Annotated in this window: 17 protein-coding genes; 9 read left to right on the top strand and 8 right to left on the bottom strand. The window is 55.9% G+C overall.

All coding sequences use genetic code 11. The features are described 5' to 3' along the window. Positions 1 to 154: 154 nt before the first annotated feature. Both NR302_RS10060 and zntB read left to right on the top strand, forming a co-directional pair. Positions 155 to 1,774, top strand: coding sequence for an ABC transporter substrate-binding protein (locus NR302_RS10060; RefSeq protein ID WP_258143389.1), 1,620 nt, complete (start codon positions 155 to 157; stop codon positions 1,772 to 1,774). Between the two features lie 136 nt (positions 1,775 to 1,910). Then, positions 1,911 to 2,894: a zinc transporter ZntB gene (gene zntB / locus NR302_RS10055; RefSeq protein ID WP_256696524.1), complete on the top strand. Its 984-nt coding sequence runs from the start codon at positions 1,911 to 1,913 to the stop codon at positions 2,892 to 2,894. Between the two features lie 452 nt (positions 2,895 to 3,346). Here zntB and ttcA read toward each other — a convergent pair whose 3' ends face one another. From ttcA to NR302_RS10040, 3 genes are all read right to left on the bottom strand, one after another. Beyond that, positions 3,347 to 4,282 (bottom strand): tRNA 2-thiocytidine(32) synthetase TtcA, encoded by a 936-nt coding sequence (gene ttcA, locus NR302_RS10050; RefSeq protein WP_008106443.1) that lies wholly within the window; start codon positions 4,280 to 4,282, stop codon positions 3,347 to 3,349. Between the two features lie 263 nt (positions 4,283 to 4,545). Beyond that, positions 4,546 to 8,073 carry a pyruvate:ferredoxin (flavodoxin) oxidoreductase gene (gene nifJ / locus NR302_RS10045; RefSeq protein WP_258143388.1) on the bottom strand — a complete coding sequence of 1,176 codons (3,528 nt, stop codon included), beginning with the start codon at positions 8,071 to 8,073 and terminating at the stop codon, positions 4,546 to 4,548. 138 nt (positions 8,074 to 8,211) lie between these two features. After that, the gene (locus tag NR302_RS10040) at positions 8,212 to 8,868 is read right to left on the bottom strand and encodes an MgtC/SapB family protein (protein WP_008106437.1); all 657 of its coding nucleotides are present in this window, start codon (positions 8,866 to 8,868) and stop codon (positions 8,212 to 8,214) included. A gap of 189 nt (positions 8,869 to 9,057) precedes the next feature. Between NR302_RS10040 and NR302_RS10035 the strand changes: the two genes are divergently transcribed. Beyond that, complete coding sequence (locus tag NR302_RS10035) at positions 9,058 to 9,330, top strand: DUF333 domain-containing protein (protein WP_061718809.1); 273 nt, start codon at positions 9,058 to 9,060, stop codon at positions 9,328 to 9,330. A 16-nt stretch (positions 9,331 to 9,346) separates the two neighbouring features. Here NR302_RS10035 and NR302_RS10030 read toward each other — a convergent pair whose 3' ends face one another. Continuing rightward, positions 9,347 to 10,339: a 2-hydroxyacid dehydrogenase gene (locus NR302_RS10030; protein WP_258143387.1), complete on the bottom strand. Its 993-nt coding sequence runs from the start codon at positions 10,337 to 10,339 to the stop codon at positions 9,347 to 9,349. Positions 10,340 to 10,510: 171 nt separating this feature from the next. On the opposite strand from NR302_RS10030, the gene NR302_RS10025 reads away from it, so the two are divergent. From NR302_RS10025 to NR302_RS10015, 3 genes are read left to right on the top strand one after another with little or no spacing between them, the layout of a single operon-like run. Then, entirely contained in the window at positions 10,511 to 13,129 is a 2,619-nt protein-coding gene (locus tag NR302_RS10025) for a YdbH family protein (RefSeq protein ID WP_258143386.1), read from the top strand. Beyond that, positions 13,126 to 13,314, top strand: coding sequence for a YnbE family lipoprotein (locus NR302_RS10020; protein WP_008106429.1), 189 nt, complete (start codon positions 13,126 to 13,128; stop codon positions 13,312 to 13,314). The genes NR302_RS10025 and NR302_RS10020 overlap by 4 nt, the downstream gene beginning before the upstream one ends. A gap of 11 nt (positions 13,315 to 13,325) precedes the next feature. Beyond that, on the top strand, positions 13,326 to 13,646 hold the full coding sequence (locus NR302_RS10015) for a YdbL family protein (RefSeq protein ID WP_258145184.1): 321 nt from the start codon (positions 13,326 to 13,328) through the stop codon (positions 13,644 to 13,646). Positions 13,647 to 13,659: 13 nt separating this feature from the next. On the opposite strand, the gene NR302_RS10010 is transcribed toward NR302_RS10015, so the two are convergent. Next, positions 13,660 to 14,568, bottom strand: a complete 909-nt coding sequence (locus tag NR302_RS10010) for a LysR family transcriptional regulator (protein WP_258143385.1) — start codon at positions 14,566 to 14,568, stop codon at positions 13,660 to 13,662. A 107-nt stretch (positions 14,569 to 14,675) separates the two neighbouring features. Between NR302_RS10010 and NR302_RS10005 the strand changes: the two genes are divergently transcribed. Together NR302_RS10005 and NR302_RS10000 are read left to right on the top strand one after the other, a co-directional pair. After that, the gene (locus NR302_RS10005; protein ID WP_258143384.1) at positions 14,676 to 16,040 is read left to right on the top strand and encodes an MFS transporter; all 1,365 of its coding nucleotides are present in this window, start codon (positions 14,676 to 14,678) and stop codon (positions 16,038 to 16,040) included. An 82-nt stretch (positions 16,041 to 16,122) separates the two neighbouring features. Beyond that, positions 16,123 to 17,433 carry an MFS transporter gene (locus NR302_RS10000; RefSeq protein ID WP_258143383.1) on the top strand — a complete coding sequence of 437 codons (1,311 nt, stop codon included), beginning with the start codon at positions 16,123 to 16,125 and terminating at the stop codon, positions 17,431 to 17,433. Between the two features lie 5 nt (positions 17,434 to 17,438). Here the strand turns inward: NR302_RS10000 and NR302_RS09995 are convergent, their stop codons facing one another. The 3 genes from NR302_RS09995 to azoR form a co-directional block, all read right to left on the bottom strand. After that, positions 17,439 to 18,098, bottom strand: coding sequence for an NAD(P)H-binding protein (locus NR302_RS09995; protein WP_258143382.1), 660 nt, complete (start codon positions 18,096 to 18,098; stop codon positions 17,439 to 17,441). Positions 18,099 to 18,146: 48 nt separating this feature from the next. Continuing rightward, positions 18,147 to 18,851: a GNAT family N-acetyltransferase gene (locus NR302_RS09990; RefSeq protein ID WP_258143381.1), complete on the bottom strand. Its 705-nt coding sequence runs from the start codon at positions 18,849 to 18,851 to the stop codon at positions 18,147 to 18,149. A 143-nt stretch (positions 18,852 to 18,994) separates the two neighbouring features. Next, positions 18,995 to 19,594 carry an FMN-dependent NADH-azoreductase gene (azoR, locus tag NR302_RS09985; RefSeq protein WP_008106416.1) on the bottom strand — a complete coding sequence of 200 codons (600 nt, stop codon included), beginning with the start codon at positions 19,592 to 19,594 and terminating at the stop codon, positions 18,995 to 18,997. Between the two features lie 230 nt (positions 19,595 to 19,824). Between azoR and hrpA the strand changes: the two genes are divergently transcribed. Next, the gene (hrpA, locus tag NR302_RS09980) at positions 19,825 to 23,721 is read left to right on the top strand and encodes an ATP-dependent RNA helicase HrpA (protein ID WP_258143380.1); all 3,897 of its coding nucleotides are present in this window, start codon (positions 19,825 to 19,827) and stop codon (positions 23,719 to 23,721) included. Positions 23,722 to 23,844: the final 123 nt, after the last annotated feature.

Below are 23,844 nucleotides of genomic sequence, written 5' to 3'. Positions count from 1 at the left end.
AAAAAATGTGACCGGGAATCCAGCCTCAACATAACGGTAAATAGCCTGCGGGGAAATAGCTATATATCAATCAGCAATTTGCGATAAAGTGCCAAACGTTGCTGGCGACACAATCTCTTCGCGGTCGCCATTTTTTTCGCGTAAAGGAGTGGTGATGAAACTAACGTTCCGCAAGACGCTGACTGCGTTAATTGTAGCCAGTGCAGTCTCACCCGCATTCGCCGCCAACGTGCCGTCGGGCGCACAGCTGGCCAGCACCCAGGAAATCGTTCGCCATATCAAAGATGAGCCCGCTTCACTCGATCCGATGAAGGCGGTTGGCCTGCCGGAAATTCAGGTGATGCGCGATCTGTTTGAAGGGCTGACCAATCAGGATGCCCACGGAAAAATTGTGCCGGGCGTGGCGCAAAGCTGGAGCAGCAACGACAACAAAACCTGGATCTTTACCCTGCGCAAAGATGCGCGCTGGTCGAATGGCGAGCCGGTTACCGCGCAGGATTTTGTCTACAGCTGGCAACGTTTAGTTGAACCAAAGAACAGTTCGCCGTTTGCCTGGTTTGCCGCGCTGAGCGGCATTGAAAACGCGGAAGCGATCACCAAAGGGCAGATGGGCGCCGATAAACTGGGGGTGGCGGCGACTGATGCGACACACCTTAAGGTGACATTGTCACGTCCTGTACCGTGGTTCCCGAGCATGGTTGCCAATGCCGCGATGTATCCGGTATCGCAGAAAGTGATTGAAAAAGAGGGTGATAGCTGGACGTCACCGGGCAAGCTGGTCGGCAATGGCGCTTATCAGCTGCAGGATCGCGTAGTAAACGAAAAAATCGTGCTGGTGCGCAACGCCAACTATTGGGATGACAAAAAATCGGTGCTGACCAAAGTCACCTTTATCCCGATTAATGAAGAGTCCAGCGCCACTAAGCGTTACCGCGCCAATGACATAGATATCACCGAATCCTTCCCGAAAAACATGTACGCGCTGCTGAAGAAAGAGTTGCCGGGCCAGGTGTATACGCCGGATCAGCTTGGCACCTATTACTACGCCTTCAATACCGAGAAAGGGCCAACCGCCGATGTACGGGTGCGTAAGGCGCTGTCATGGAGCATCGATCGTCGCATTATCGCGGAGAAAGTATTGGGCACCGGCGAGAAACCGGCCTGGCACTTTACACCGGACGTTACCGCCGGTTTCACTCCAATGAAAAGCTATCTGCAGCAACATAGCCAACAGGAGCTGAATGCGCAGGCCAAAGCGTTGCTGACGGCGGCAGGTTATGGACCCGGCAAACCGCTGCATTTGACGCTGCTCTACAACACCTCGGAAAGCCATCAGAAAATTGCTATCGCGGTGGCTTCAATGTGGAAGAAGAATCTAGGCGTGGATGTCACGTTGCAGAATCAGGAGTGGAAAACCTATATCGACAGCCGTAACAGCGGCAATTTCGATGTGATCCGCGCCTCGTGGATCGGCGATTATAACGAGCCTTCAACCTTCCTCAGCCTGCTGACCTCGACGCATAGCGGCAATATCGCGCGCTTCCGCAGTGCCGATTATGATGCGGTGATTACCAAAGCCAGCACCGAAACCAGCGTGGCGGCGCGTAACACCGATTACAACAAAGCCGAGCAGATCATCGCCGATCAGGCACCGATCGCACCGATCTATCAATATACCAACGGCCGCTTGATCAAGCCGTGGGTGAAAGGATATCCGATCACCAATCCTGAAGACGTGGCTTACAGCCGCGAGCTGTGGATCGAGAAGCACTGAGTCTAATCGGTCGCCATAAATGGCGACCCTACAAATGAATGTGACCGCCTGTCATCTTTGCTCACAGCCTGATGATTGCAACTGGTCTGCGCCACGCTAGACTGTATCGTATTGATTTTGATAGTGAGGCGAGTTCGTGAACGTCATTGAAGGAAAAGCGTTACAAGTATCCGATGCCATTGTGTCCTGTCAGCTGGATGGCGCAGGCGGCATGATCCCCATCGAAGATAAAGATGTCATCAACTGCGAACGTCCCTGCTGGTTGCACCTCAATTACACCCAACGGCAAAGTGCGGAATGGCTGCAAAACACGCCGCTGATCCCCGATTCTGTGCGTGACGCGCTGGCGGGCGACAGCATGCGTCCGCGCGTGACACGCCTTGGCGACGGCTTCATGATTGTGCTGCGTAGCGTGAACCATAATGCCGATTCGCGTCCGGATCAGCTGGTGGCAATGCGCGTGTTTATCAACGACAAGCTGATTGTCTCGACGCGCCGTCGCAAGGTGTACGCCATTGATGCCGTGCTGACCGATCTGCAAAACGGCAATGGTCCGGTTGATGGCGGCAGCTGGCTGGTGGATGTGTGCGATGCGTTAACCGATCACGCCAGTGAATTTATCGAAGAGATGCACGATAAAATTATCGAACTGGAAGATGCGTTGATGAATCAGGAAGTGCCTGCACGCGGCGATTTGGCGCTGCTGCGTAAGCAATTGATTGTGATGCGTCGTTATATGGCACCCCAGCGCGATGTCTATGCGCGGCTGGCTATCGAAAAGATGGCGTGGATGAACGATGACGATCGCCGCCGCATGCAAGAGGTTGCCGATCGTCTGGGACGTGGATTGGACGATCTCAATGCGGGCGTGGCGCGAACCTCAATTCTGGCGGATGAAGTGGCGTCAATCCTTGCGGAATCGATGAACCGCCGCACTTATACTATGTCGTTGATGGCGATGATCTTCCTGCCGGCCACGTTTCTTACCGGTTTATTCGGCGTCAACCTCGGCGGCATTCCCGGCGGCAATTGGGCTCTAGGTTTCACCGCCTTCTGCGTGCTGCTGCTGGTGATGGTGGGCGGCGTGGCGATATGGCTGAAACGGCGGAAATGGTTGTAAGGCAGAAAAGCGGAATAAACCTGATCGATATCAATATCCCGCCAGGGCAATCGGGGCAAACTCTTTCCCGCAGGTGAATGCAACGTCAAGCGATGGGCGTTGCGCTCCATATTGTCTTACTTCCTTTTTTGAATTACTGCATAGCACATTTGATTCGTACGACGCCGGCCTATCCGCCGGCTTTTTTTTGCCCGCTTGGCTTGAATACTCATCCTTTCCTATGCTTAAAGGACATTCAGCGACAAGGAGAAGGGCATGCAAGATATTATTGCCAGCGAACCAATTCCTACCGATCCACCACCGATTCCCGAACCGATTCCACAACCGCAGCCGATACCACCCGCACAACCTCCGTACGATCCCGAATTTCCACCGATCCAGGATCCACCACCGCACCGCTAATAAAAAAGGCGCGTAGCCGAAGCGACGCGCCTTATTTCACAGCAAATCGATTATTTAATTTCCAGCACATCAAGACGCACGCTGAGATTGGGCGCGTCGTCCTCTTCTGGCTGCCAGCCCGCAGGCTGCACCGGCAAGCTTTCGCGATCAAACGCCAAATCACCGCCATCTACCACGGCATCACCGTGTTTAATACCTTTGAAATCGAACAGATTAATGTCGGCCATATGTGATGGCACCACATTCTGCATCGCGGTGAACATGGTTTCGATACGGCCCGGATAACGTTTATCCCAGTCGCGTAGCATGTCGGCAACCACCTGACGTTGCAGATTCGGCTGCGAACCGCATAGGTTGCAAGGAATGATTGGGAACTGGCGCGCTTCGGCAAAACGAATGATGTCTTTCTCGCGGCAGTAAGCCAACGGACGAATCACGATATGTTTACCATCATCGCTCATCAGTTTGGGTGGCATACCTTTCATCTTGCCGCCGTAGAACATGTTGAGGAACATGGTCTGCAGGATATCGTCGCGATGGTGGCCTAAGGCGATCTTGGTACAACCCAACTCGGTGGCGGTGCGATACAGAATACCGCGGCGCAGACGCGAACAGAGCGAGCAGGTGGTTTTGCCTTCAGGAATTTTATCTTTAACGATGGAATAAGTGTCTTCGTTAACGATATGGTATTCAACGCCCTGTTGTTCCAGATAGGCAGGCAAAATATGCTCTGGGAAACCAGGCTGTTTCTGGTCGAGATTTACCGCCACCAGCGAGAAGTTCACCGGCGCGCTTTGCTGCAAATTACGCAGGATTTCCAGCATGGTGTAGCTGTCTTTACCACCAGACAGACAAACCATGATGCGATCGCCTTCTTCTATCATGTTGAAGTCAGCAATGGCTTCGCCCACGTTGCGACGCAAACGCTTCTGCAGTTTGTTGAGGTTGTACTGCTCTTTTTTTGTTACTTCTTGATTTTCTGACATTATTTTCACGCTTGAGAGTGAAGGCGAGGGCCGTTAGCGGCTGAAGCAATCTTCAACGGCAATAAACCCTATAAACATGACTGCGTATGGTACGGATTGCGGGCGCGAATGCTAGCCTGAAGTGATCTCTTTTCTGATGATAACGCAGTAGCACGCCTTGCCATAACGACGGTAATGCTCATCAGTTAAGCGTTAATCGGTCGCCATGAATGGCGACCCTACAGTGGTTTGGCGAGGTTTTCGTAAGCGCCGGGCTTTTTCCTCTACTCGTTTTTCTCGGTTTTCCCTGCTAACTCCGCCAGCCGCTGATAACGCTGACTGGCGGCCTCCGTTGCATCGCGCCACAACTGCGACGCTTCTTCAGGCAGCTGGGTTTGCAGCTGGCGGAAACGCTGCTCGTTCATCAATGCCTGTTCCAGTTCGGAGGTTGGCGGACGCGAATCCAGCGCCAGAGCGGCTTTGCCTTGCTCGGCGCGTCGTGGATCAAAGCGATACAGCGGCCAGAATCCGCTGGTGGTTAGCAGGCGCATCTGCTCGTGGCTGTAGGCAAGATCATAGCCATGCTCTTCACACGGGCTGTAAGCGATGACCAGCGACGGCCCCGGCCAGGCTTCCGCTTCCTGAATCGCTTTCACCGTTTGATTGAGTTGTGCGCCCAGTGAAATCTGCGCCACATACACATGCCCGTACAGCAGCGTCGACATACCGAGATCCTTCCGCGCCTTGCGTTTACCTTGTTCGCCGAACTTGGTCACCGCGCCGAGCGGCGTTGCCTTTGATGCCTGGCCGCCGGTATTCGAGTAGCACTGTGTATCCAGCACCAGCACGTTGACGTTTTCACTAAGGCTCATCACGTGATCGAGGCCGCCGTAACCAATGTCGTACGCCCAGCCATCGCCACCAATCAGCCAGACCGATTTCTCTACCAGCGCATCGGCTGCTTCGTTTAACGCTTTAGCTTCCGGTTGAGATGACGCAGCAAGCAGGGCGCGCAGCTGTTCAATTTGCTCGCGTCGTTGCGATATCGTGACATTGTCACCTTTTAGTGCGTCAACCAATTTCGCCGGTAACTGCGCCGCGCATTGATCCAGTAATCTGAGCGCGCGCTGTTTCTGCTGATCAACACTCAAGCGGAAACCCAGGCCAAATTCGGCATTATCTTCAAACAGCGAATTCGCCCATGCTGGACCGCGACCTTCGGCATTGGTGGTGTAAGGCGTAGAAGGCAGATTACCGCCATAAATGGAGGAGCAGCCGGTGGCATTGGCAATCAGCAGGCGATCGCCATACAACTGCGTCAGCAGTTTGATATAGGGTGTTTCCCCGCAGCCCGAGCAAGCACCGGAATATTCAAACAGCGGCGTGATCAGCTGCGAGGTGCGGATATCAATGCGTTCCAGCTGCTCGGCGGTGATCTCAGGCAGTGCGAGGAAGGCATCATAATTGGCCTTTTCCGTCTCAACATGCTCGAGGCGTGATTTCATGTTGATGGCTTTGATTTCCGGATGCTGGCGATCGCTGGCCGGGCACACTTCGACACACAGATTACAGCCGGTGCAATCTTCCGGCGCCACCTGCAACACGTATTTCTGTCCGCGCATATCGCGCGATTTTACATCCAGTGAAGCGAGCGAAGCTGGCACATCTGCTAGCGCTGCAGGATCAACCACTTTGGCGCGAATCGCCGAGTGCGGGCAGGCGGCAACGCAATGGTTACACTGGGTACAGAGATCGGGCTGCCAGATCGGCACGGCTTCGGCGATATTACGTTTTTCCCATTGTGTGGTGCCAACCGGCCAGGTGCCATCCGGCGGTAGCGCTGAGACTGGAAGTTTATCGCCAAGGCCGGCCAGCATCGCTGCAGTGACGGTTTTGACAAAATCGGGTGCGCTATCCGAGACCACCGGCGGGCGATGCGGACTGCGATCGTCTACCGGCTGCAGCGGCACCGCCTGCAGCGCTTGTTGTGCCATCGCTAGCGCTTGCCAGTTGCGCTGCACCAGCTCTTCGCCTTTGCTGCTGTAGCTGCGGACAATGGCGTTTTGCAGTTCATTTAACGCGCTATCGCCAGGCAAAATCTGGGTCAGTTGGAAAAAGGCCATCTGCATCACGGTGTTGATGCGCGCGCCCAGCTGGCATTCGCGGGCGATACGCGCCGCGTTGATCACATAGAATCGCGCCTGTTTATCGTTGAGTTGGCTCTGCACTTCCTGCGGCAGGCGCGACCACACTTCCTCAGCGCTGTAAGGCGTATTGAGCAGAAAAATCCCGCCCGGCTTAAGCTGATCGAGCATGGAATACTTATCGATAAACTGCAGCTGATGGCAGCCAATGAAGTCGGCTTGCTGAATCAGATAGGCGGATTGAATCGGATATTCACTGACGCGCAGATGGGAAACCGTCAGGCCGCCAGCTTTCTTCGAGTCATAGACGAAATAACCCTGCACGTGCCACGGCGTGGCGTTGCCGATTATCTTCAGGTTGTTTTTGCTGGCGCTGACGCTGCCGTCGCTGCCTAAACCATAAAACAGCGCTTCGAGTCGCGCGCGATTTGGCACGATATTGGCTTCGGTCGGCAACGAAAGATGGGTGACGTCGTCGTAAATGCCGACGGTAAAACGCGCCGGCGGCTGATCGCGCTGCAAAGCGCGGAACACTGCCAGCACCGCATCGGGTGCGAACTCTTTCGACGACAGACCATAGCGACCGCCGATCACCTTCGGCAGCGATGCACGCTCGCCACGGCTGTAGGCTTCAGCCAGCGCGGTCATCACATCGAGGAACAGCGGTTCACCGAGCGCGCCGGGCTCCTTGGTGCGATCAAGCACCGCAATACGCTGGGCGCAAGCGGGGATTTTTTGCAGCAAATGCGCTGCCGAAAATGGGCGATAGAGGCGTACTTTCACCAGCCCGACTTTCTCGCCGCGCTGCAGCATCTCATCAATCGCTTCTTCGGCGGTGCCGCAGCCGGAGCCCATCATCACAATTACGCGCTCGGCCTGCGGATGGCCGTAAAACTCAAACGGCTGATAGTGGCGGCCGGTATTTTCGCCAAACGCGCTCATTGCAGCCTCAACGTGCTGGGTACAAGCGTCGTACCAGCGGTTGGTAGCTTCGCGTGACTGGAAATAGGTATCGGGATTGGCGGATGTGCCGCGAATTGTCGGACGATCTGGCGTTAATGCGCGGGCACGATGGGCGTTAATCGCTTCGGCGGGCATCAGCGCCTGCAAGGTTTCATCGCTGATCGGCACGATTTTGTTGATCTCATGCGAGGTGCGGAAGCCATCGAAGAAGTGGATAAAAGGGATGCGGCTATTTAGTGAGGCGATTTGTGAAATCAGGGCAAAATCCTGCGCTTCCTGCACGCTGGAGGCGCAGAGCTGGGCGCAGCCGGTTTGCCGCACCGCCATAACATCGGAGTGATCGCCAAATATCGACAGCGCGTGCGTCGCCACGGTACGCGCCGCGACGTGCAAAACAAACGGCGTCAGCTGGCCCGCCAGTTTGTAGAGCGTCGGGATCATCAACAGCAATCCCTGCGACGAGGTGAAGGTGGTTGAGAGTGCGCCGGTTTGCAGCGCGCCGTGCACGGTGGCGATCGCGCCGCCTTCCGATTGCATCTCAACCACGCGCGGTACGTCGCCCCAGATATTACGGCGGCCTTCGCCTGACCAGCTATCCGCCAGCTCGGCCATGGTCGAGCTGGGCGTGATTGGATAGATGGCAATCACTTCGCTGGTGCGGAAGGCGACCGAAGCCACTGCACCGTTACCGTCGACGGTAATCATAAATCGTCCTTTGCTACGCTGAGAAACCCGCAAAATTTACGGGGGTTATCAGTTCAGTTTAGCAAAGGGCTCTGAAGCGACTTTTTCATCTGTGTGCTTGCGAGATGGCAGCGCACCGGAATCTAACATTGCTGATTTTTACATCATCTCTAGCGACTGAACGCCTTTGATTTCCATCACTTTGTCATAGATGTTGTGCATTGGTGTGCGTCGTGACAATGTCACCTCTACGCTTAATTCGCATAGGCCAATCTCTTCATCACGGTTCACCACGGCGATATGGCCGTAGCGCACATTCTCACGCTGCAGCACCAGCAACACCAGCGGCACGCTTTTCGGTTTGAGATGCACCAGCAGCGTATGATGACGGCCAATCAGCCAGTGACTGATGCGACGAAACGTCTCCAGCACCACCAGCGCCAGCACGGTGCCATAAATGCCGATTTCATACATGCCGCTACCGATCACCAGACCAATCGCCGCAGTAACCCATAAACCGGCGGCGGTGGTAAGACCTTTCACCACTTGCTTCTGAATAATGATGGTACCGGCACCAAGAAAGCCCATGCCGCTCACCACCTGCGCCGCAATACGGCTGGGATCGAGCGCTACATGATCGCTGACTAACATATCGGCAAAGCCATATTTCGATACCAGCATAAACATCGCGCTGCCGATACCGACCAGAATATGGGTGCGCAAACCGGCCTCTTTGGCGCGCAGCTGCCGTTCCAGGCCAATCAGTCCGCCGAGAATCCCGGCTAACGCGATGCGGATCAGCATATCCGTCAACATCATTCTCTCCTTAGTGGTTGATAAACAAACAATCCGCCGGGTGAAAAGGGCGGAAATATCTCAAACAGGATAATTCTGCTTGTAAACAATGAAATTAAATTTTGTAAAAAGCTGTGTCGCCTATCGATCCCTCACCGCACCTGACATATTCTGGTGCGACTTTTTCGCTCATTCCCCGGAGCCTCATCGATGAAAGCCGCTCTCTTCCTGCTGGCTGGCGCCACCTTGTTACTTTCTGCCTGCAGCAGCAACAGTGATAACGAACCGCCACAACAAGCTACTGCCGCCCACGTACAACCGCGCGTTGTGATGTCATCAATGGCTGAAGTGAATTGTAGTAATGCCGGGGGATCGCTGGCGTTTTCGCGTCAGTTAGACGGCTCACGCATCGGTATGTGCCAGTTGGCTAATGGTCGTCGCTGTGACGAACAGGCGCTGATGGGTGGAAGCTGCGCCCGCTAAGGCAGGCGCAGAAGGATTAAGCAGTAACCTGATTCGGGCTGGTTTCGCCGCGTTCCAACTGCTGCAAGTTGCTGAGCGTGGTTTCTGAAATCGCTGTCAATGCTTCGGCGGTCAGGAAAGCCTGATGGCCGGTGAACAGCACGTTGTGACAGGCCGACAGACGACGGAACACATCATCCTGAATCACGTCATTCGATTTGTCTTCAAAGAACAGATCGCGCTCGTTTTCGTATACATCCATCCCCAACGAACCAATCTTCTGCTGTTTAAGCGCATCGATCGCTGCCTGTGAATCAATCAAACCGCCACGGCTGGTGTTGATGATCATCACGCCATCTTTCATTTGGCTGAACGCTTGGGCGTTAAGCAGATGGTGGTTTTCCGGCGTGAGCGGACAGTGCAATGTAATCACATCGGCTTCAGCGAACAGCGTTTTGAGATCGACATACTCCGCGCCCAGCTCCAGCGCCGCCTGGCTTGGATAGGGATCGAATGCCAACAGGCGCATGCCAAATCCTTTGAGGATTCGCATCGCTGCGATACCAATCTTGCCGGTCCCGACCACGCCCGCAGTTTTGTTGTGCATGTTGAAGCCGGTTAAACCATCCAGCGAGAAGTTGGCGTCGCGCGTGCGTTGATAGGCGCGGTGAATGCGACGGTTCAGCGTCATCATCAGGCCAACCGCATGTTCGGCCACCGCTTCCGGTGAATACGCCGGAACGCGCACCACGTTTAAGCCCAGCGCTTTCGCCGCCGCGAGATCGACGTTATTGAAACCGGCACAGCGCAGCGCAATGTGCTTCACGCCCAGCGCCGCCAACTCTTCCAGCACCTCTTTGCTGGCATCATCGTTGACGAAAATACACACCGCATCACAGCCCGCGGCGTTTTTCGCCGTCGCCGGTGTCAGCAGGAAGTCAAAAAACTGCAGCTCAAATCCGTAGCTGCTGTTGACGTGTTCAAGGTATTTCTGGTCGTAATGCTTGGTGCTGTAAACCGCAACTTTCATTGTTTCGCTCCTGAAAAATGCAACGTCGGTATCACAACAGGATAACGTTTTCCGCGTCATTTTGCTGTTCTTCAGCCAGACTATGTCGCTAACACCTTCATTTGCCGGACGTAACATGCCATCATTTGGCTCCTCGTCAGGATTGTGTAAAGAACAGGAACGTTAACTGCCATGACGCGTGGCCTTCGCCGAACACTTGCTGCGCTGCTGGCGCTGATACTGCTGCTATTGGGATTGCTGCTGACGCTGACGCAATGGTTGCCGCGTCTGGCCGGTATCTGGCTGCCCGCAAATACCCGCGTGGAACTCAACGGCACGCCGCGCTGGCAGCAAGGTGCACTGCATTTCCCGGCGGTGCGTTATCTGGCGGGCGATTGTGAACTGGCAAACGTCAGCGATGCGGCGCTTGGCTGGCAGCAAAAGCGCTGGCAGCTCAGCGCCGGTGAAGTGCAACTTAACAGCGACTGCCTGCAATCGCTGCCGCACAGCGAAGCCAGCGGTGCGCCGCGCAGCCTGGCCGACTGGCAGAAGATGTTGCCTGGCGCCGATGTGCATCTGCAAAAAATCACCATTCTGCCGTGGCAGCAATATGCCGGTCGTTTCGATCTCACCTTAGATAAAGATGTGCAGCAGCTGCATTATCAGGGCGACAACCTCAATGTGGATGCGCGTTTGCAAGGTCAGTTGCTGCAGATTGCCCAGCTCCAGCTCAGTCATCCTCTACTCCCCAAACCGCTCAATCTGCATGGCGATGTCACTTTGCCAACTTTTGCCGATGGCTTGCCGGTGGCGGGCGAACTCAGTGCCGATCTCAATGTTGTGCAGTGGCCGCAGCCGCTGGCGCTAACGCTTAACTGGCAGCAACAGCAAGGCACCTTGACGGTGAAGCAGCAGGATGACGATCGGCCGCTGCTGCAGGTGCCGTGGCAGGTCGACGAGCGGCTGATTCGTATTACGCAAGGCCAATGGCGCTGGCCGCAGGCCGATCAGCCACTGTCGGGCGGCATGGCAGTGACGCTGGAAAACTGGCAGCAAGGGCTGGAAAACACGCTGGTCAGCGGGCGATTCAATCTGCTGACGCAAGGGCGCGGCGGCAAAGGCAATCTGGTATTGAGCGTCGGCCCCGGCAAACTGAGCATGGTCGACAGCGCTTTGCCGTTCCAGTTGACCGGTGAGAGCAAATTCGCCGATCTGCAGCTGTTTGGCAGCATGCCCGGCTTGCTGCACGGCGTGCTCACCGATCCGCAGTTGAGCCTGAAGCAGGGCGCGCTGCTGCGTTTGCGCGGGCGCTTGCTCTCAACGCTGGAAGTGGATGAAGCGCGCTGGCCGTTGGCGGGCGTGACGGTGGCGTCGCGCGGCATTAATGGTCGCCTGCAGGCGATCCTCAAGGCACACGATCCCAGCTTTGGTCGCTTCAGGTTGCATCTCGATGGGCGCGCCAGCGATTTCTGGCCGGACAGCGGCGTGTGGAACTGGCGTTATTGGGGGGACGGTCAGATCGAGCCGCTCTCTGCCAAATGGGACGTGAAGGGCACGGGCAGTTGGCAGGACACCTTGATCAGCCTCGACACGCTGAATACCGGTTTCGATCAGCTGGCGTATGGCATGGTGCAAGTCGCTAAACCGCGCCTGACGCTCAACGCGCCGGTGCGCTGGCAGCGTGATCCGGATCATCCGGCGTTTAACGGCGGCTTCACGCTAAAGTCGGGTCAAACCCAATTCAGCTACGGCGGCTGGCTGCCGCCATCAGAACTCAATTTTGAAGCCAAAGGCAGCGATCCCAGCCAGTTTATCTGGCGCGGTCAGCTAACGGCGCAGAATATTGGTCCGGTACGCGTGCATGGCCGCTGGGACGGCGAACGTCTGCGTGGCGAAGCCTGGTGGCCAGCGCAGTCATTGACGGTGTTCCAGCCGCTGCTCAGCAGCGATTTGAAGATGCGTATTCAGTCGGGTGAATTGCGCGCGCAGGTGGCATTCTCGGCGGCCAGCGAGCAGGGCTTCGAAGCGGGCGGTCACTGGACGGTGAAAAACGGCAGCCTGTGGATGCCGGACAGTGAAATCAACGGTATCGATTTCTCGCTGCCGTTCCACCTGAAGGATCATCAATGGCAGCTTGGACGGCGCGGACCGGTTTCACTGCGTATCGCCGAAGTGAAAAATCAGTTCTCGCTGCAAAACATCACCGCTGATTTGCAAGGTCACTATCCGTGGCAGGAGCGCCAGCCGTTAACGCTTAGCAACGTCAATCTTGATCTGTTAGGCGGACACGTCAGCATGCCCGAGCTGCGTATGCCGCAGCATGAAGCGGCGCGCGTCTCGCTGAAAGAGATCAATCTCAGCAAGCTGGTCAGCGCGATTAAACCCAAGCAATTTGCCATGTCCGGCAAGGTCAATGGCGAGTTGCCGCTGTGGATAAACAATCCACAATGGCTGATTGAAAAGGGCTGGATCGCCAACAGCGGTCCGCTGACCTTCCGGCTGGATAAAGATATGGCGGATGCCATTGTCAGCAATAACTTTGCGGCTGGCGCGGCGCTGGATTGGCTGCGCTACATGGAAATCTCGCGCTCGTGGGCCACTATCGATCTGGATAACTTCGGCAATCTGATCATGCAGTCAGAAGTGAAAGGCGTGAGCCAGTTCAGCAACCGCCGTCAGACCGTTAATCTGAACTACCGGCATCAGGAAAATCTGTTCCAGCTGTGGCGCAGCCTGCGCTTCGGCGATAATTTGCAATCCTGGGTGGAGCAAAATGCCACCTTACCCTCGAAGAAGGATCCCCAACCATGAGCCTCAGGGCATTACTGGTGCTGGCAGCCTGGCTGCCACTGATTGGCTGCGTGCCGCGCATTGAAGTTGCGGCGCCAAAAGAGCCGATCACCATCAATATGAACGTCAAAATTGAGCATGAGATTCACATCAAGGTGGATAAAGATGTGGAAGCGCTGCTGAAGAATCAGAGCGGACTGTTTTGAGGAGAAGCATGATGAAACGCAAGGGAATCGCGCTGCTGGCGGCGCTTCTGCTGATGCCTTCTGCCTGGGCGCTCACGCTGGATGAGGCGCGTCAACAAGGGCGCGTGGGCGAAACGCTCAGCGGCTATGTGGCGCCGCGTCAGCAGGACGAAGAGACGCTGGCGCTGGTCAAACGCATCAACGATGGCCGCCTGCAGCAGTATCAGCGTGTGGCACAGCAAAATAACCTGAGCGCCAGCGAAGTGGCGCGCATTGCCGGCGAGAAGCTGGTGAATCGCGCGGGTAGCGGCGAGTATGTGCGCGGCATCAATGGGCAGTGGCTGCGTAAGTAAATCGACTTGTTTTTTACAGTGGCTGCCGGGCAAAGGCTTCTTTTAGCGCATCAATCGCACATCTTAACCGCTGCGGCATCGCGGCGGTTTTCAACCACACAGCATAAATCGGCAGGCTGTTGCTACGCGTCTCCGGCAATACCTCAATCAGTTTTTTGTCCTCAATATCCCGACTGACCAGCCAGCGTGGCAGTTGCGCGATGCCATAACCCTCCAGCGTTGCGGCGTAAACCGCACTCATACTGCTGAAGCGCAACCGCTCGTCTGGCTGCCAGTAAACGTTCTCATCCTGCGAGTTTTTAAGCAGCCACGGTTGAGAACGTCCCTGTTCCAGTAATGTCAGATGCGGAAAATGGGCTAACTCCTCCAGCCGAATCGGCGGTGTAGCGGCTTTTAATAGTGCAGGCGCAGCGCACAACAGCAGCGGCTGCTGGCCGATCAGTCGCGCGGTGAGATCGGCGTGGTTTCCGGGCGCGCCGATGCGGATGGCGAGATCGACGCCTTCTGCAGCAAGGTCAATGCGCTGGGTTGAAAGCCGCACATCTAGCGCCAGTCCTTGCCATCTCTGAGTCAGAGGAAGCAACACCGGCATCACCCATTTTTCGCCCAGCAAAGGCGGAGCCGCAACGCGCAGCTGGCCTGTGGCTTCACTGGCGTGTGCCATCAGGCGATTTTCCGCCGCGTCGAGGCTGGCAAGGATCTGCAGACAGTCGTGATAAAAGCGTTCGCCTTCGCTGGTGAGCGACAGTGAACGAGTGGTGCGCTGGAACAATTTCACCTGCAGGCGCGATTCTAGTCGGGCAACGGCTTTCCCTACCGTGGAGCGCGACAAGCCCAGTTGCTCAGCAGCCAGACTAAATCCTCCCGCCTGCGCGGCCTGCACAAAGGCCCGGATGCTGTTCAGCCTGTCGGTGTTAATCATGATACGATCTTCTCTGGCGATTTTAATTCGTCAGTATGGCGAATAATTAGCGTAACTGGAGAATTTAATTCGTGTCAGGCTAGCGATTTACGCATCAGGAGCCTCGCATGACAACTTCTCCGGCAACCTTAATCCGCCTACAAATCGGTATCTGTCTGGCCAGTTTTCTCGGCTGTATTGATTTCACTATCGTCAATACCGCATTGCCGGCGATTCAGCACCACTTTCACAGCGATCTCGCCAGCGTGCAGTGGGCGATGACGCTCTTCGTTATGGCGCTGTGCTGCTGCATGGTGATGTCGGCCAGGTTGGCGGAACGCTTCGGCGCACGGCGAATTTTATATGCCGGAATGCTGCTCTTCGGCGCAACGTCGTTGGGGGCGGGATTGGCATCGGATTTGATGGTGCTCAATCTCTGCCGCTTGCTACAGGGCGTGGGATGCGCGGTGTTGTATACCGTCAGCGCCAGCATTCTGGTTGAGGCGATGCCAGAAGTAAAACGCGGTGGCGCGCTAGGATTGCTGTTTGCCGCTAACGGATTGGGGCTGGCGTTGGGGCCGGTTGCTGGCGGCGTGCTGGTAAGTTGGCTCGGCTGGCGCGCGGTTTTTCTGCTTAATGTGCCGCTCATCCTGCTGAGCTTTGTTTTTTGCCGCGGCAGCATCGCGGCATCCATCAGACATCGCGAAACGCGGCTGGATTTGCCTGGTTGGCTGCTGATGACCGCCGCACTGATCCCACTGCTGATCTGGACAAGTCACGTCACACATTGGGGCCTGCTGAGCTGGCATGCCGTTTTGGCGCTGGGGTTATCGCTGCTGTTTTTGCTGGCATTTGTCATGATTGAAAGGCGTAAGCCACACCCGGTGATCGACTTCCGCATGCTGCGAAACAGCGGCTTTGCAGCCGCCTGTTTACTGTCGGTGCTGCTGGCGATTTTCTATTGCTCCGCCTTTATGTTGCTGCCGTTTAGGCTACTGACGCTCTTTCATTTCAACGCCGCCCAGCTCGGTCTGATGCTGCTGCCGGTGACGCTGGTGATGGCGCTGATATCTCCCTTTGCAGGCCGTCTTGCCGACCGTTACAGCAGTTGGCCGGTGATGGCGGCGGGATTTGCCTTGCTCACGGCTTCCGCACTGCTGCTGACCATCAACAGCGCATCGTTAGTACCGATCATCACCGCATTTGTGCTGATGGGCGCAGGCTGGGGCGCTATCCTCGGGCCTTCCGTTGCGGCTGCGCTCGGCGCGTTACCTGCGTCCCGGCACGCGCAGGGCATTGGCATTTCATGGACGCTGCATAATCTCGGCGGTGCGCTGGGCCTGGCGATTGCCACGCAGATTTATCAAACCGGCGGCGAAACGGCAGGTTTTCAATGGGTGATGTGGGGATTAGCGGGCGCGGGGCTGCTGGGGATATGGGTGGCGTTAAAAGCTGGAAGCAGCAACAGCGTAGCAGTGGCTGACGCCGGTTGATCAGGATAAATAACATGATGTCCTTGACCACACAGCAACATGACGCATTCTGTTCATTCACGAATGGAAAAGAGATAGCCGAATGCAGAAGCCTCAAACTACAACGGATGCACAGAAACGCGCCTTAATCGCCGGTTCAGTGGGCAATTTCATTGAATGGTACGAGTTTGCGGTGTATGGCTTCCTCGCGACGGTGATCGCGCAGAACTTCTTTCGACTGCAAGGTGAAGCCGAGCTGACCGGCATTATTCTGACCTACGCCTCCTTCGCCATCGCCTTTTTCTTCCGTCCTTTGGGCGCGATATTTTTTGGCCGCATGGGCGATCGTATTGGGCGCAAGCCTACGCTAATTTTTGTCTTGATCATGATGACGCTGGTGACGACTGCGATCGGCGTTATTCCCACCTATGCCAGCATTGGCGTGGCGGCACCGCTGATCATTACCGGGCTGCGTATTCTGCAGGGCTTATTTGCCGGGGGTGAATACGGCGGCGCGGTGTCACTGATGACGGAATTTGCCCCCAAAGGGCAGCGTGGGCGTTACGGTGCATGGCAGTCATTCACTGTGGCGTTGGGCCTGCTGGCGGGTGCTGGCATTGTCGCACTGCTGTCGGCGGTACTGAGTGCAGATGAGATGCACAGTTGGGGCTGGCGCATTCCTTTCTTCCTCGCATTGCCGATGGGGATTGTGGCGCTGTGGCTGCGCTACAGCATGGAAGAAACGCCCAGTTTTGTGCGTCAGCAGCAAATGCAAAACGCACAGCAGCCGGTGGTCAGCGCCAGTTTTGCCGCAACGATCAGGATTATCTTGCTGGCAATCAGCCGCGTGATGGTGTGGTCAGCGGCGGGTTATACCTATCTGGTGATCATGCCAACCTATCTGCAATCTTCGCTGCACACCGGTTTCAACCAGGCGCTGTTGATTGCGGTGATTTCTAACCTAGGGTTTGCTGCGACCATTATCCCAGCAGGCATTCTTAGCGATAAAATTGGACGCCGCAGCGTGATGGTTCTCGCGGCATGCTTGTTGCTGGTGCTGGCATTACCGTTACTGAAAGTGTTGCAGGCCGACTCTTCGACGCTGCTGGTCAAGGCGCTGGTGGTGTTTGTTGCGGGTGGAATTGTTGGGTTGCTGGCAGGACCAGGCCCGGCAATGTTAGCTGAAATGTTCCCCACGCGCGTTCGCTATACCGGGCTGGGCCTGGCTTATTCTCTCTCTAACGCGGTTTTCTCGGGTTGCGCCGGACTGATCATTACCTCCCTGATTAAGCAAACGGGGAATCTGGATATCCCCGCCTGGTACATCATAGTTACGGCTGCGATCAGTATTCCGGCGCTGATGACGCTGAATAAACAGGATCATTTGCGCTCATTGGATGAAACCGAGAGTTGAAGGCGCTAGCGTGATGCCAGTGGTTTAATCGCTTCGCGCACCTGCATTTCTCCGCCGGTCAACTCAATGATCACGCGGCTGATAGCCGGTTGTGCGATGAGTTCAGCCAGCGTCGCCGCTACGTCATCGCGAGGAATGTCGCCATACGGGATGGCCAAACCGGCACGCACCATGCCTTGACCTTTCTCATCCGTCAGCGTGCCGGGGCGTAAAATTACCCAATCCAGATCGCTTTGCGCCAGCTCGACATCGGCTGCTTTCTTCACGCGCATGTAGTTCTCGAAGGTGGCGGAGAGGTTTTTGTTTCTGCCAGCTTCGGGAAACGCCGAAACCAGCAAAAAGCGCGAGATGCCAGCCTGCTGCGCGGCAGCAACGGCGGTGGTTAATCCTTTGCCATCAATGGCGTTCGTCATCTCTTCACCGCCTTTGCCGCCGGCACCAGCGGTAAACACCACCGCATCGCTGCCCGCCATTAGCGCGGCAAGGGATTTTGCGTCCAGCGCGGTTAAATCGCCGTTAACCGGCTCAGCACCCATTTCACGCAAAGGCTGCTCCTGTTCCGCTTTGCGAAACAGCGGGCGCGCAACGTGCCCGTTAGCGGCCAGCAGTGATGCCAGACGACGGCCAATGTTGCCTGCGCCGCCAATAATAAATACGTTGGACATGAGTACCTCTGCAATTGCGTAGATAAAAGCTAGTCAGTATAGACAACGTCAATCCGCCGGGAAAAAGCTGCGCAGTTTTTGCGTTTCGCGCCCGTGCTGATCCATATTTTCCGTTGCCAGCCATTGGCGTAAGGCCTGCTGAATCGCTGGCCATTCGCTATCAATAATCGATAACCAATCGGTATCACGATTGCGCTGTTTGCGCGTCATCGCCTGACGAAAACAGCCTTCAAAGGTAAAGCCGATGCGCTCTGCTGCGCGTCGTGAAGCCAGATTCAGGGAATCACAACGCCACGCCACGCGGCGATAACCGAGTGCGAAAGCCTGCTGCAACAGCAGATATATTGCTTCACTGCCCAACACGTTGCGCTGCATCAGCGGCGACCAGGTTACATGACCAATCTCAATCGCGCCATTCTGCATCTCGATATTGGCGAAACAGACCGCGCCAACCGCTTGCTGCTTAACCTGATCGATCACCGCATAACTGACTAATCCACTGTCGCCGATTTTGTTGGCGACCCAGTCGGTCATTTCAGCTAACGCTTGCGGCTGCGATGCGCCGAGCCAGGTCCAATCGCGATCGTCGGCTGCCAGTGAAAAGGCGGCAAACAGGGCGGGCGCGTGACTGAGTTGAAGCGGTGTCAGATGGCAAAAACGGCCAGTGAGAATAACGGCGGGCGGGAAGGTGGCGGGCTGCCAGTCGGGTAATGCAAAACCGATCGGCTGACCATATTGATTGTGTTGTGTCACTTCATCTCCTTTCGCTGTGCTGAAATCGACCATTCAGGGGCTGGCAAAGAAGTGCAGTATGGAGCTTTAAGCGCTTAGAAAACAACAGCAAAAAAAATGCCCGTCAGATAAGCCTGACGGGCATGCATCATAGTGAAAAATGATTACGCAGCAACAATTTGCTTGATGGCGTCTTTTGCATCGTTAGCCGCTTTGGTCGCCACTTCTGGACCATAAGCGATGCCTTCTGCGAACACGAAGTTCACATCAGTGATACCGATGAAGCCGAGGAACAGTTTCACGTATGGCGTCAGCAGGTCGCTGGCCGTATCTTTATGGATGCCGCCACGGCTGGAGAGGATCACTGCACGTTTGCCGGTTACCAGACCTTCCGGGCCTGCTTCGGTGTAACGGAAAGTCACGCCAGCGCGGGCAATCAGGTCGAAGTAGTTTTTCAACTGAGTTGGAATGTTGAAGTTGTACATTGGCGCGGCGATAACCACGGTGTCATGGGCTTGCAGTTCAGCAATCAGCTCATCGGAGAGAGACAGCGCTTCCTGCTGACGTGGAGACAACGGTGCGTCGGATGGACGCAGCGCGCCAACCAGCTCACCATCCAGCACCGGAATCGGCTGCGCAGCTAAATCACGCACGGTTACCGAATCACCTTTAGCGCGTGCTTCGTCAGCGTAGAAGTCAGCCAGTTGATTTGACTGAGAGTAACCAGCGAGGATGCTTGATTTCAGAACTAAAACTTTGCTCATGGTATTTTCCTGTGCGTTACGCGGTTGGCTTACCGCTCAATGCTTTACACTGTACGGAGTTAGCCCGCGAGGTAAAAGCGCAATATTTCGAGATCTATGTTCGAAATAATTGAATAACCTCGCACGTCCCGTTCAGGCAGGTGTTCCAAATTGTGCTATGATGCCGACCATTAATTGCTTGAATCCGCCGGGAAATCATCTGCCCGCTGCAACAACAGGTACGCATCGCTATGTCATCATCCGACTCTTCATCTTTAGCCTCCCTTTGGCCGCGGCTCGATAATCTGACGCTGCGCGACAGTCAACGTCTGCGACGTCGATTGCTGGGCGCTGCGAAGGTGAAAAATCCTGCGGCGCTGCAGGGCATTATGGCTGAACTGGAGCCGGAATTTGTCGCGGCGGAGCAGCGCCTTGCGCAGCGCACGGCGGCGACACCACGCATCACTTTCCCGGACAACCTGCCGGTCAGTCAGAAGCAGCAGGACATTGCCGATGCGATCAGTAAGCATCAGGTGGTGATCGTTGCGGGTGAAACCGGATCGGGTAAAACCACGCAGTTGCCAAAAATCTGTCTGGCGCTGGGGCGCGGAGTGAAAGGGCTGATTGGTCACACGCAGCCGCGTCGTCTGGCGGCGCGCACCGTGGCGAACCGCATTGCCGATGAGCTGGAAACCTCGCTCGGCGGCACCATCGGTTACAAGGTGCGCTTCAACGATCAGGTGAGCGAAACCACCCAGGTTAAGCTGATGACCGACGGTATCCTGCTGGCGGAAATCCAGCAGGATCGCCTGTTGCTGCAGTACGACACCATCATTATCGATGAAGCGCACGAACGCAGCCTGAATATCGATTTCCTGCTTGGTTATCTGCGCGAACTGTTGCCACGTCGTCCCGACTTAAAAGTCATCATTACGTCAGCCACCATCGATCCGCAGCGCTTCTCACGCCATTTCCACAATGCGCCGGTGATTGAAGTTTCCGGACGTACTTATCCGGTAGAAGTGCGATATCGTCCGATGGTCGAGGACGCTGACGATACCGACCGCGATCAGCTGCAGGCGATTTTTGATGCGGTCGATGAGCTGGGACAAGAGAGCCGCGGCGACATTCTGATCTTTATGAGCGGCGAGCGCGAAATCCGCGATACCGCCGATGCGTTGATGAAGCGCGATATTGCACACACCGAGATTCTGCCGCTGTATGCGCGCCTGTCGAACGCCGAGCAAAACCGCGTGTTCCAGTCGCACAGCGGACGCCGCATCGTGCTGGCAACCAACGTAGCAGAAACCTCGCTGACCGTGCCTGGCATCAAATACGTTATCGATCCCGGCACCGCGCGTATCAGCCGTTACAGTTTCCGCACCAAAGTGCAGCGCCTGCCAATTGAGCCAATTTCGCAAGCGTCCGCCAATCAGCGCAAAGGGCGCTGCGGACGCGTTTCGGAAGGTATCTGTATTCGCCTTTATTCCGAGGACGATTTCCTCAGCCGCCCGGAATTTACCGATCCCGAAATTCTGCGCACCAATCTCGCCTCGGTCATTTTACAGATGACCGCGCTGGGGCTGGGCGATATTGCTGCCTTCCCGTTTGTCGAAGCGCCGGACAAGCGCAATATTCAGGATGGCGTGCGCCTGCTGGAAGAGCTTGGTGCCATCACGCTGAGTGAAGACGAAACCTACAAGCTGACACCTTCGGGTCGCCAGCTCGCCCAGTTGCCGGTCGATCCGCGTATGGCGCGTATGGTGCTGGAAGCGCAAAAATTTGGCTGCGTGCGCGAAGCGATGATCATCACTGCTGCGCTATCGATTCAGGACCCGCGCGAGCGTCCCGCTGATAAAAAGCAGGCATCTGACGAAAAACATCGTCGCTTTGAGGATAAAGAGTCCGATTTCCTCGCCTTCGTGAATCTGTGGAATTACCTGCAGGATCAGCAAAAAGTGCTCTCCAGCAATCACTTCCGCCGCTTGTGTAAAACGGAATTCCTTAACTATCTGCGCGTGCGTGAATGGCAGGATATTTACACCCAGCTGCGTCAGGTGGTGCGGGAACAAGGTATGCCGGTCAACAGCGAACCTGCGCCTTATCGTGAAGTGCATTGCGCTTTGCTGACCGGCTTGCTGTCGCACATTGGGCAGAAAGATAACGAGAAACAGGAGTTTACCGGCGCTCGCAACGCGCGCTTCTCCATCTTCCCAGGTTCCGGCCTGTTTAAGAAGCCGCCAAAGTGGACCATGGTGGCGGAGCTGGTGGAAACCAGCCGTTTGTGGGGTCGCGTTGCCGCACGTATCGATCCGGAATGGATCGAACCGCTGGCGCAGCATCTGATTAAACGCAGCTATAGCGAACCGCACTGGGAAAAAGCGCAGGGCGCGGTGATGGCGACGGAAAAAGTGACGCTTTACGGCCTGGCGATTGTGCAGGCGCGTAAGGTCAATTACAGCCGCATCGATCCTCAACTGAGCCGCGAGCTGTTTATCCGTCATGCGCTGGTGGAGGGCGATTGGCAGACGCGTCACGAGTTCTTCCGCAATAACCTGAAACTGCGCAACGAAATTGAAGATCTGGAACACAAATCGCGTCGTCGCGACATTCTGGTCGATGACGAAACGCTGTTCGCTTTCTACGATCGCCGCATCGGCAGCGATGTGGTGTCTGCGCGCCATTTCGATGCATGGTGGAAGCAAGCCAGCAAAGAGAATCCGGACCTGCTGAGTTTTGATAAGCAGATGCTGATCAAAGATGGCGCGGACAAAGTCAGTCAGCTCGATTACCCAAACTTCTGGCATCAGGGCAACCTGAAACTCAAGCTGAGCTATCAGTTTGAACCGGGCGCGGATGCCGATGGCGTAACGGTGCATATTCCGCTGCCGCTGCTGAATCAAATCGAAGAGACCGGTTTCGAGTGGCAGATTCCTGGCGTGCGCCGCGAACTGGTTATCGCGCTGATCAAATCACTGCCCAAGCCGGTGCGCCGCAATCTGGTGCCGGCGCCGAACTACGCCGAAGCGTTTCTTGGTCGCGTCACCGCGCTTGAGCTGTCGTTGTTGGATGCGCTGGAACGCGAATTCCGCCGTATGACCGGCGTCACCATTGACCGTGAAGCCTGGCAGTGGGATCAGGTGCCCGATCACCTGAAAATGACTTTCCGCGTGGTAGACGAGCACAACCGTAAGCTGCAGGAAGGCAAGAATTTGCATCAGCTGCGGCTGCTGCTGAAAGGCAAAGTGCAGGAAACGCTGTCGAAAGTGGCAGACGATGGCCTCGAGCAGAGCGGTTTGCACATCTGGAGCTTTGGCGATTTGCCGCAAAGCTACGAGCAGAAGCGCGGCAGCTATCAGGTCAAAGCCTGGCCGGCGCTGGTGGATGAAAAGGACAGCGTAGCGATTCGCCTGTTCGATAACGAAGTGGAACAGCAGAAAATGATGTGGCGCGGCCAGCGTCGCCTGCTGCTGCTCAACATTTCGTCGCCGACCAAGTATCTGCACGAGAAGCTGCCAAACAAAGCCAAACTCGGTTTGTACTTCAATCCGTACGGCAAAGTGCTGGAACTGATCGATGACTGCATCGCCTGCGGTGTGGATAAGCTGATGGCGGATGCGGGTGGCCCAGCGTGGCAACAGGAAAACTTCGAACAGCTGCGCGATAAAGTGCGTGCCGATTTGAATGAAACCGTGGTCACCATCGCCAAGCAGGTCGAACAGATTCTGACCTGCGTGTTCAATATCAACAAGTTCCTTAAGGGTCGTGTAGATATGTCGCTGGCGTTGGCGTTAGGCGATATCAAAGCGCAGCTGAATGGCCTGGTGTATCGCGGTTTCGTGACCGGCAATGGCTGGTCGCGTCTCGGTGATACGCTGCGCTATCTGCAAGGTATTGAACGCCGCCTCGAGAAACTGCCGGTGGATCCACACAGCGATCGTGCGCGCATGCTGAAAGTGCAGGCGGTTGAGCAGGCCTGGCAGACGTGGCGCAATAAATTGCCGCCGCAGCGTCAGGATGATGCAGAAGTGCAGGCGATTCGCTGGATGCTGGAGGAGTTGCGGATTAGCTATTTCGCGCAGCAACTGGGCACGCCTTATCCGATCTCGGATAAGCGTATTCTGCAGGCGATGGAGCAGTTGAGTTAATTGTGGGATTGCGCGATAAATCGCGCCGCTACGAAACAGTGCGGTTTTAACATCGCACAACTATCGAAGAAGGCGGAAAGGCGGGGCCGCGGAGTAAAGCTTCCGCCGCATGGATGCGGCGGC

Origin of the sequence: Pantoea sp. SOD02 (genome assembly GCF_024707505.1) — a bacterium.
In the GTDB taxonomy this organism is placed as follows: Bacteria; Pseudomonadota; Gammaproteobacteria; order Enterobacterales; family Enterobacteriaceae; genus Pantoea; species Pantoea symbiotica.
This window is presented reverse-complemented; position numbering and strand designations above follow the sequence as displayed.